At 68.0% G+C, this 9844-nt stretch carries 6 protein-coding genes; 1 reads left to right on the top strand and 5 read right to left on the bottom strand.

Annotation, left to right across the window (positions count from 1 at the left end; genetic code table 11):
* The 5 genes from B3E94_RS19770 to pvdM all read right to left on the bottom strand — a co-directional run.
* A partial coding sequence (locus B3E94_RS19770; protein WP_286914827.1) for an amino acid adenylation domain-containing protein occupies positions 1-2507 on the bottom strand: 2507 nt, incomplete at its 3' end.
* Between the two features lie 119 nt (positions 2508-2626).
* On the bottom strand, positions 2627-4282 hold the full coding sequence (locus B3E94_RS19765; protein ID WP_286914826.1) for a cyclic peptide export ABC transporter: 1656 nt from the start codon (positions 4280-4282) through the stop codon (positions 2627-2629).
* A gap of 73 nt (positions 4283-4355) precedes the next feature.
* Positions 4356-5237, bottom strand: a complete 882-nt coding sequence (locus B3E94_RS19760; protein ID WP_286914825.1) for a formylglycine-generating enzyme family protein — start codon at positions 5235-5237, stop codon at positions 4356-4358.
* A gap of 14 nt (positions 5238-5251) precedes the next feature.
* Positions 5252-6523, bottom strand: a complete 1272-nt coding sequence (locus B3E94_RS19755) for an aminotransferase class V-fold PLP-dependent enzyme (protein WP_286914824.1) — start codon at positions 6521-6523, stop codon at positions 5252-5254.
* A gap of 17 nt (positions 6524-6540) precedes the next feature.
* The gene (gene pvdM, locus B3E94_RS19750) at positions 6541-7887 is read right to left on the bottom strand and encodes a pyoverdine-tailoring dipeptidase-like protein PvdM (RefSeq protein WP_176516644.1); all 1347 of its coding nucleotides are present in this window, start codon (positions 7885-7887) and stop codon (positions 6541-6543) included.
* A 209-nt stretch (positions 7888-8096) separates the two neighbouring features.
* On the opposite strand from pvdM, the gene B3E94_RS19745 reads away from it, so the two are divergent.
* Positions 8097-9725, top strand: a complete 1629-nt coding sequence (locus B3E94_RS19745; protein WP_286914821.1) for a PvdJ/PvdD/PvdP-like protein — start codon at positions 8097-8099, stop codon at positions 9723-9725.
* Positions 9726-9844 lie beyond the last annotated feature (119 nt).

The following is a 9844-nucleotide window of genomic DNA, read 5'->3' as shown; positions in this document are numbered from 1 at the left end:
CCGCGGGCCAGGCCTGCGCCGCTCAGGTACAGCTCGCCGATCACCCCGGCTGCCTGCGGCTGCAGGCCGGCATCGAGGATCCAGCAACCCAGGTTGGCGATGGGGGTGCCGATCGGCACGCTGGTCTTGCCTTCGTCGCGGCAGGTCCAGTGGGTGACGTCGATGGCCGCCTCGGTGGGGCCGTAGAGGTTGTACAGGCGCGCCTGCGGCAAATGCTCGAACACCTGCAACTGGGCTTCCACCGGCAGGGCTTCACCGCTGCAGATGATGCGTTGCAGGCCGATACAGCGGGCCATTTCGCCATCGAGCAGGAAGGCCTGGAGCATCGAGGGCACGAAGTGCAGGGTGGTGACCTGGTGCTGTTCGATCAGTTGCACCAGGCGCGCCGGGTCGCGGTGGTCGCCTGGCGCGGCGATGGCCAGGCGGGCGCCGGTGATCAGCGGCCAGAAGAACTCCCACACCGACACGTCGAAGCTGAATGGGGTTTTCTGCAGCACGGTGTCGCTGGCGTCCAGCTTGTAGGCGGCTTGCATCCACTGCAGGCGGTTGGCGAGGGCCTGGTGGCTGTTGCCGGCGCCCTTGGGGCGGCCGGTGGAGCCGGAGGTGTAGATGACATAAGCCAGTTGCTCGGGCGTGCAGGGCAGTTGCGGGTCGTGCTCGGGCTGCGCGGTTTGCGCGGTGTCGAGCAGTAGCACCGGTAAACCGGCCGGCAGCGGTAGCAGATTACGCAGATGCGATTGGGTCAGCAGCAGGCCGATGCTGCTGTCTTCGAACATGTAGCTCAGGCGCTCGGCGGGGTATTCCGGGTCCAGCGGCACATAGGCGCCGCCGGCCTTGAGGATCGCCAGCAGGCCGACCACCAGCTCCAGGCTGCGCTCGGCGGCGATACCCACCGGGGTGTCCTGGCGCACGCCATGGGCAATCAGGGCATGGGCCAGCTGGTTGGCCTGGCGGTTGAGCTGGGCATAGGTCAGGGTGGTGTCGCCGAACAGCAGCGCGGTGGCGTCGGGGGTGCTGCTTACTTGCGCTTCGAACAGGGCATGGATCGACGGCGCACTGGGGTAGGCCTGGGCGGTGGCGTTCCAGTCTTGCTGCTGTTGCTGGTGCTGGGCGGTGGACGGCAGCTGCAGCTCGCCGAGCGCGCAGTGCGGGTGGTCGAGCATGGCCTGCAGCAGCGCCAGCCAGTCCTGGCCCAGGCGCTGGGCGGTGGCGGCGTCGAACAGCGTGGCGTCGTATTCCAGGGTGATGCGCAACTGCTCGCGGCCGGCCTGAACGTTCAGGCTGAGGTCGAATTTGGCGTTGGCGGGCACGCTGGGCAGCGGCTCGATGCGCAGGCCGGCAAAGCTTGGGGCGGGCTGCTCGGCGTTGTCGCTGGTCCAGTTGAACAGGCAGTGGAACAGCGCGCCGCTGGCGCCCTGGCGCTGCTCGGCAAGCACGTGTTCCAACGGGTGGTCGGCGTGCTCCAGGCAGGCCAGGGCATGCCGGCGGACCTGGTCGAACAGGCCGGCGACGGTCTGGCGTGGGTCGAGGCGGCCGCGGTGGATCTGGCTGTTGACGAAGTAGCCGATCAGTTCCTGGACCTGCTCCTGGTTACGCCCGGCGTTGGGCACGCCGAGGATGAAGTCGTCCTGGCCGCTGCGCCGGCCAAGCACCAGTTGCCAGGCCGCCAGCAGCACCATGAACGGGGTCAGGCCAAGGCTGCGGCAAGTGGCCTGGAGCTGGTTGAACAGGCCTGGCGCCATGGCCCATTCACAGGCCCCGGCGGCCTGTGGCGGGCGGCTGCCGCGGGGGTGGTCGGTGGGCAGTTCGAGCAGGGTGATGCCGCCATCCAGGTAGCCGCGCCAGTAGTGCGCGGCCTGGGCCTGCGCCGGGCTGGCCAGGTAGGCGCCGCGCTGCCAGTGGGCGAAGTCGTGGTACTGCACGGCCGGGCGCGGCAAGGCCTGCCCGCTGGCATACGCCTGTGCCAGGTCGCGCAACAGCAGCGGGTTGGACCAGGCATCGCTGATGCTGTGGTGGCTGGTCAGCGTCAGCACATGGCGGTCGCTGTCCAGCTGGTACATGCAGGCGCGCAGCAGCGGGGCCTGGGCGAGGTCGAACGGGGTGCTGGCGTCAGCCTCCAGTGCCGCTTGCAGCCTGGCCTGCGGCTGGCCGCGCAGGTCGACGCTGCGCAGGTTCAGGCGCGCCTCGCGTTCCACCCGCAGGCGTGGCTGGCCCTGAATTTCCTGGATGCACGAACGCAGGATGTCGTGCCGATCGATCACCCGGTCCAGGGCCTGCTGCAAGTCGGCGGCGCGCAACCTGCCCTGCAGCATGAAGGCGCGCGGCTGGTTGTAGGTGGCGGCGTCGGGGTCGAGCTGGGCGAGCAGCCAGAGCTGCTCCTGGGCGAAGGACAGCGGGGCGTCCGTGGTGCCCAGGGCAACGATGCCGGCAGGGGTGGCGGTGGGCTCGTCGAGCCCGCAGAGCAGGGCCAGCAGCGCGTCATCGGTGGAGTGGTCGTGGGGTGTCATCTCGGTCTCGCCATCACTGGAGAATTAAGCGTATTGAGAGAGACGAAGGGGCAGCGGGGTGATTTAGGCGGGCGGTGCAACAGCCGCACCTGGCGCGCACGGGGCGCGCCAGGTGGGTTTCAGGCGAGGGCGGGGGCGCGTTCGACCACGACCTTGCCGGCCTGCAGGCGGACCAGCTGGTCGGCGATGTCGAAGTAGCGGTCGTCGTGGGAGATGACGATGATGGTCTTGCCCAGGCGCTTGAGGTCAGGTAGCAGCTCGGTATAGAAGATGCGCCGGAAGGTCGGGTCCTGGTCGGCGGCCCATTCGTCGAACACCAGCACCGGGCGCTCTTCCAGCCAGGCATTGATCAGCGCCAGGCGCTTGCGCTGGCCGGTGGACAGGTCGGTGGTGCTGAAGGCGCCGTCTTGCACCTTGACCTTGTGGGCGATCTCCAGGCGCTCGAGGTAGCGGTTGGCATCGTCGGGGATGTGCGTGTCGCCCTGCACCACGTCATCGAACAGGTAGTAGTCGGCGAACACCGTGGTGAACAGCTGGCGGTAGTCGTCGCGCTGGGCGGCGTCGATGGCCTGGCCGTTGAGCAGGATCTGCCCGTGCTGCGGCGGGTACAGGCCCAGCAGCAGCTTGATCAGGGTGGTCTTGCCGCAGCCGTTCTCGCCGACCACGAAGACGATGTCGCCGTGGTTGATGCGCAGGTTCACCGGCCCGACCTGGAAGGGCTGGGCGCCGGGGCTTGGCGGGTAGACGTAGTTCACCTCGCGCAACTCCAGGCTGTCGACCGCCACCGGCTTGCTGCCAGGGTCTTGCAGCAGCAGGTGCGGCTCGGGCGAGGAGAACTGCTCGGACAGCTCGGCGATGCGGCGAAAGGCGATCTGCGCGCGGCTGACCACCGGCAAGGTGCCGATCAGGTGCTCCAGCGGGCCTTTCATGTACAGCAGCACCAGGACGAAGCCGCTGATGGCCTTGGGGTCGGCGCTCGGCCAGAGAAACTGCAAGGTCAGGCCCAGGCCGATGACCACGAAGAACAGCATCGAGCCGAAACTCTTGGCGATCACGAAGGTGTTGATCGAGCGCACCTGGGTGGCGCAGATCTCGTCGGCGGTGTCCTGGATGCCCTGGCGGAACATGCGCTGGCGCCGAGGGCGGTGGATGCGCAGTTCCTTGGCCCCCTCGGCCACCGCGTGGTAGTGCTTCTGCAGGCGGTCTTCGGCATCGCGGGCGGCCATGAAGCCTTTGATGCCGCGGCCGCGGGCGATGTACTGGATGACGCTGCCGATGCCGATCGCCAGCAGCATCATCAGGAACATCGGCAGCGACAGCGTGGCCAGGTAGCCCAGGCAGCCCAGGGTCACGGTCAGCGAGATGGCCAGCGGCGCGAAGGCGAAGGCGAAGTCGCTGATGGTGTCGACGTCGTGGGTCAGTACCGGGATCAGGCGGTGGCTGCGAAAGCGTTCGATCTGCTCGATCGGCGCCGACAGCACCTTTTCGCCCAGGGCTTTGCGCAGCTTGGCGATGATGTGCTGGCCGACGTAGTTGGTGCCGATGTCCGAGCAGATCGAGCTGGCCAGGGCCAGTGCGCACAGCCCGGCAAAGCCCAGCACCACGCTGTTGCTCAGGCCGCCTTCGGCGTGCAGGCCGCTGTTGATGGTGGCCAGCAGCGCGGTGACGCTGAGGCCACCGACCATGCCCATGACAATCGACAGGCTGACGATCGGCCAGAAGGGTTTGAGCAGGGTGAACAGCTCGCTCAGGGCCCCGCGGGGTTTGGAGGTCATGTTGGTTTCCTGGATCAGAGGCGTGAGTACACCGTTAGGACGAGTGGCCGGGAGGGCAATTTAAGCCCCGGGCCTACAGCTCGCGGGCCACCCTGAAGCCCAGCCAGTCGCCCAGGCGCTCGGGGGTGTTGGTGTTGCGGTTGCCCGAGCGCGAGAAGATCGGCGCCTCGCCCCAGTCGTTGCCGCGGATGCTCACCACCTTGCAGCTGCCTTCGGCGCGGCTGGCGTGGCCCCAGGCGCTGCCGTCGGCGGGCGCGCCCTGGTAGCTGTTGTGGTAGCAGTCGGCGACCCACTCGTAGACGTTGCCATGCATGTCGTACACGCCGAAGGCATTGGCCGGGAAGCTGCCCACCGGCGAGCTGTAGCTGAAGCCGTCCTTGGGGCCGTAGACGTTGGCGTGCTGGCTGATTTCCAGGGTGGCATCGGGGTCGAGCGGGAACGGGAACATGCCGCTGCTGCCACCCCGGGCGGCGTATTCGCGCTCGGCTTCGCTGACCATGCGGTAGTGCTTGCCGGTCTTGTTCGACAGCCAGGCCACGTAGCCCTGCACGTCGTGGTAGCTCATGCACACCGCCGGTTGCCGCGGGCCTTGCTTGTAGCTCGGCTTGCTGGCGGTGCAGCGCCGGCCAGGGCGTTCGTCGCCGTCGGCGATGCGCGTGCCACTGGCCTTGAGGTAGGCGTCCCATTCGCCGGCAGTCACTTGGAAACGGCTGATGGCGAAGGGCTTGGCGAAGGTCACCGGGTGCTGCGGGCCTTCGTCGTCCTGGCGGCCCATTTCGTCGGGCGGGGTGCCCATGGTGAAGGTGCCGGCGGGCAGCACCACCATTTCCGGGCACAGCGTGTCGCAGTCGCGAAATACCTTGCCGGGGGTGTCGGCGCCTTGCGCGGCCAGGGCCGGCAGGCTGCAGGCGGCCAGCAGGGCGGCCAGGGTCAGGCGGTTCAGGGGAGCGGTCATGGGCAATGCCTTGTTCACAGGTTGCGAGTGATCAGGGCCATGGCCCGATCGATCTGCTGCTCGTCGTTGAGCAGGCTGGGGGCCAGGCGAATCACCGGGCCGACGTCGCGGTGCACGGCGTCGCACATCACCTTGTTGGCGATGAGGTCGGCGGCGACGGCATCGGCGTTGCGATCCTTGATGCGAAAGAAGGTGAAGCCTGCCGAGTAGCGCTCGCTGCGCGGGGTTACCAGCTGGACCTGGCGATGCTCGGCAAGGCGCTCCTTGAGCAGGCTGTTGAGCTGGTGGATGCGTTGCTGCACCTCGGCCTTGCCCAGCTGCAGGTGCAGCTTGAAGGCTTCGCCGGCGGCCCAGCGGTGCTCGAAGGCGTGGTAGCCGCCGGGGGTCATGATGGTGGCGAAGTCTTCATCGCGGGAGAAGGTGGCGAAGGTCGGCGTCAGGTGCTGCATGCCCGTGGAGGCGGCGCAGATGATGCCGGTGCCGCGCGGGCCGAACATCCACTTGTGGGTGCCGGCGATGAAGTAGTCGCAGTTGAAGTCGGCGAATCGCGCGTTCTCCACGCCGAAGCCGTGCACGCCATCGACCACGTAGAGGATGCGCTCGGCTTCGCTGCGGTTGCGGTTGTGCCGGCGCACCAGCTCGCCGATCTCGCCCACCGGCAGCTTGACGCCGCTGCTCGAGTGCACCCAGGTCATGCCGAGCACTCGGGTCTGTGGGCCGATGGCTTTGTCGACCGTGCTCAGGACCTGGTCGGTGGACACTGTCCAGGGGTCGTCGAACAGGCGGATCTTGCGCACCGTGGTGCCCTGGCGCTGGGTGCGGAAGGCCAGCGCCTTGTGCGCGGAGTAGTGCTCGTGCTCGGTGACCAGGATCTCCTGGTCGGCGTTCACCGCAAGGCCGCCATAGATCATCGCCAGGCCTTCGGTGGTGCTGCCGGTGAGCGCGACCTGGCGCGGCTGCACGTCAAGGTAGCGCCCGGCCCATTCGCGCACTTCGTCCTCGCGCTGCCATTCGTACTGGCTTTCCCAGTCCATCAGCGCGGCGGGGTTGCGGTCGAGGTCGGCGCGGTGGCGGTCGATGGCCGCCTGCACCGGGCGCGGGTGGGCGGTGACCAGGAAGTTGGCGAAGTGCGCCACCTGCGGGTCGAGCGGGAACAGCGTGCGCAGGTTGCGCCACTTGTCGGCGCCGGTGAGCGGCGTCTCGCTGCTGGCCAGGGCCTCGGGCAGCAGGGGCAGGCTGGCGGCCAGCAGGCCGGCCTGTTTGAGGAAGGTGCGGCGGTTGCTCATGGTCGGGCGGGCTCGCTTCAGCGGTTGGCGACGGGGAGGGCGGCTTTTTGCACCTGGGCCCAGGCGCGCAGGAAGTTGCCTGCCCAGAGCTTGGCGATGTCGGCTTCGCTGTAGCCGCGGGTGAGCAGCTCGGCGGTGACATTGCGGATTTCGCTGACGTCTTTCCAGCCGTCCAGGCCGCCGCCGTCGTTGAAGTCCGAGGCGATGCCGACGTGGTCGATGCCGACCTTCTTCACCGTGTAGTCGATGGCGTCGACGTACTGCTTGAGGGTGGCCTTGGGTTCTTCGTCGAGGATGCTGTAGAGCGAGCTTGCGTACTCGCCGAAGCGCGCCTCGGGCCAGATGGCGATCACCGCATCGCCGGGCATCAGGGCATTGGCCAGGCCTTGCAGCGGTTGCAGGTCGAAGCGCGCGCGCAGGGCGTCGAGCTTGTCCACCACCGGCTGGGTCAGGGGCTTGAGGTACTGGCCGAAACCGACCACCTGGATGACCCCGCCGCTGTCCTTGATCAGCTGCATTTCCTTGTCGGAGAGGTTGCGCGGGATGTCGACCAAGGCCCGCGGCGCCGAATGCGAGGCCACCAGCGGCGCGCGCGACAGGCGCGCGACATCTTCCAGGGCCAGGGTCGACATCTGCGAGACGTCGATGATCACGCCCAGGTCGTTCAGGCGCTTGACCGCCTGCTCGCCCAGCGGCGACAGGCCACCCAGTGCGTCGGCGGTGTCGTTGAAGAACGGCAGCGGCCGCGAGGAGTCGGCCCAGTCGTTGTTGCCGACATAGCTGAAGCCGAACATGCGCATGCCGCGTGCCGCCCACAGGTCGAGCTGCGCCAGGTCGTGGCCCAGCGGGTAGGCGTTGAGCATGCTGATGAAGATGGCGAACTTGCCTTCGCCGTTCAGGCGCCGGAAGTCGTCGGGGGTGTAGGCGATGCCGACCTGGTTGGGGAAGTCGCGCACCATGCCGGTGATGATCTTGTAGCGCGCTTCCTGCTCTTGCCGGGCGGCATCGACGAAGCCTGGGGTGGGGCGGTGCGGGGCGTTGGCGCCATTCCAGATTTCCGGCCAGCCGAACACCGTCAGCGCCGCGCCCGACAGGCGCCCGCGGTTGGCCTTGGCCAGGTCGAACTGGCCGGGGCCGTCCTTGTCCGCTTCGTGGCCGGCGCTGCCCAGGGCCAGTGGCACGGTGACGTGGCTGTCGAACGAGAGCATGTGATCGTGCAGCGCCTCGGCCTGCTGGACGATCTTCAGCGGGTAGCCTGCGTGCAGGTGCCGCCAGTAGAAGTAGCCGGCGGCACTCCCCAGGGCGACCGTCAGGGCCAGGGGCAGGCCGATGTACAGGGCTTTGCGGGAGCGGGTCTTGGTCATTGCCATCTCGTTGCGCGTTGATCGGGTGGGCCTTGCGCCGCAGCGGCGGTGGCGCGGCCAGGGCTTGGGTATCAGGTTGGACGAACGAGGGCGGGGCAAATTTATCGACGGCGCGCGGTGGGCGGGGCGTTAAATTTCGCTGCGTGGGCAACGTTCTAGCCTTGGACAGGCCGTGCTCCATGGCCGCAACGAATGCTCAGGTAGTGGCAATGACGATTTCACGACGCGGGTTCATCGCCGGTGTGGCATTGACGGGCGTGGTAGTACCCGGAGCGCTGTACGCGCGGCATGTGCAGCGCCAGCAGTTCGACGAGCAGTTCCCGGAAACCCCGGGCGAGGCCGTGGTGGAACTGGCCGATGCAAAGCTGCAGCAGTTGGGCGATACCTTGCGCGGCGTCTGGCGCTGGAGCTGCCATGGAGCCGATGCCGGCCTGCAAGGCCTGCCCGCAGGGGAGCTGGAGCTGCTGCTGGACGTGGCGCAGAACGGCCGTGGCCTGCGCGGCTACCTGGACACCCCCGAGCGCCTGCGCGGTGAGCAGGAACCCCGCTACCGCGTGCTCGGCGACCTGCTGACGGAAAAGCCCGGCACCCTGCGCTGGCGCCTGTTCGCCACCCAGGCGGGCGAGGCGCAGGCGGACTATGAATGCCAGGTGGTACTCGACGAAGCCTGGGGCGCCCTGGGCAATGCCGGGCCGGCCAGCCTCAACGGCCGCATCGCCCGGCTCGACCGGGCCCTGACCCTGCCGCTGGAGGACAACCAGTTCCTGGCGGTCAAGCGCAGCTTCCCCGAGCCCCGCGAACGCACGCCGTTGTCACCGGCCCTGCTGGCCTGGCTGGTGGCGCCCGAGCATCGGCTGTTCCACCAGTTGTGGCATGCCTCGCGGGACAAGTGGCACAAGCTGGACACGCAGAAGCAGGCGTCCCTGCGCGGCCTGGGCTGGCAGCCCGGGCCCCGTGACCAGGAGCGCGATGCCCGCGGCCGGCACAAGGACCGCAATGGCTCGGGGGTGGATTTCTTCTTCATGCACCGGCACATGCTGCGCGCAGCCCGTGCCCTGCAGGACCTGCCCTCGTGGCCGCGGTTTCCGCTGCCGCAGCCGGAGCTGGAGCGCGACCGGGCCGGTTTCGTGCGCTATTTCGACAACCACGATGGCAATGCCTTGCCGCCCACCTGGCTGGCGCCGAGCGATGCGCAGTACACCCAGTGGGTGCGCGACATCAAGACGCCCGACACCTACCACGGCAATTTCCAGGTGTGGGAGTCGCGCTACAGCGACCCGCACTACCTGAGCACGTTGACCCTCGGCCAGTTCGGCTCGGAAATGGAGCTGGGCCTGCACGACTGGCTGCACATGCGCTGGGCGTCGGTGCCGCGTGACCCGTCCAATGGCATGCCGGTGCCGTTTGCGCGGGCGCCGGAGGACTTTGCCGGGCGTTGGTTCGAGGCGCAGAACGACTTTCTCGGCGACCCGTTTTCGTCCCATGTGAACCCGGTGTTCTGGCATTTCCATGGCTGGATCGATGACCGTATCGAGGATTGGTACAGGGCCCATGAGCGCATCCACCCGGGCCAGGTGCGGCGCACCGAAGTCAATGGCGTGCCCTGGTTCGCCCAGGGGCCGTGGGTGGAGGTGGCGGACCCGTGGCTGGGGCCGGATACCCATGGCTGCTCGACGGTGCCTGGGTTGAGGCCGGGGCGCAGCGTGGAGATGGACCCAGAGACCATGAAGCTGGCGTTGCGGATCATTTTTGGGGATGACGACCTGTTTGCCCGGTTGAAGCCCAAAGTGCCGCAGCGGCCTTGGTATGCGCGTAATTTGAAGCTGGCCAAACGCTGATAACCGTTGTCTTCCCAGAACCTGAACGCCCCCGCGATCCCCTGTGGGAGCCGGCTTGCCGGCGATGGGGCCCTGGCAGGCTGACTGGTTTTTGCCTGTGCCGGCCTCATCGCCGGCAA

The organism is Pseudomonas sp. UBA6315 (assembly GCF_002438125.1).
GTDB classification, from domain to species: domain Bacteria; phylum Pseudomonadota; class Gammaproteobacteria; order Pseudomonadales; family Pseudomonadaceae; genus Aquipseudomonas; species Aquipseudomonas faucium.
Note: the sequence above shows the minus strand (reverse complement) of the source record. Positions and strands in the feature narration are given on the sequence as shown.

What these genes read in the sequence shown, in the direction of transcription:
- B3E94_RS19755 (WP_286914824.1), bottom strand. Translation starts at nt 6,523, where the DNA reads ATGAGCAACCGCCGCACCTTCCTCAAACAGGCCGGCCTGCTGGCCGCC.
- B3E94_RS19745 (WP_286914821.1), top strand. Translation starts at nt 8,097, where the DNA reads ATGACGATTTCACGACGCGGGTTCATCGCCGGTGTGGCATTGACGGGC.
- pvdM (WP_176516644.1), bottom strand. Translation starts at nt 7,887, where the DNA reads ATGACCAAGACCCGCTCCCGCAAAGCCCTGTACATCGGCCTGCCCCTG.
- B3E94_RS19765 (WP_286914826.1), bottom strand. Translation starts at nt 4,282, where the DNA reads ATGACCTCCAAACCCCGCGGGGCCCTGAGCGAGCTGTTCACCCTGCTC.
- B3E94_RS19760 (WP_286914825.1), bottom strand. Translation starts at nt 5,237, where the DNA reads ATGACCGCTCCCCTGAACCGCCTGACCCTGGCCGCCCTGCTGGCCGCC.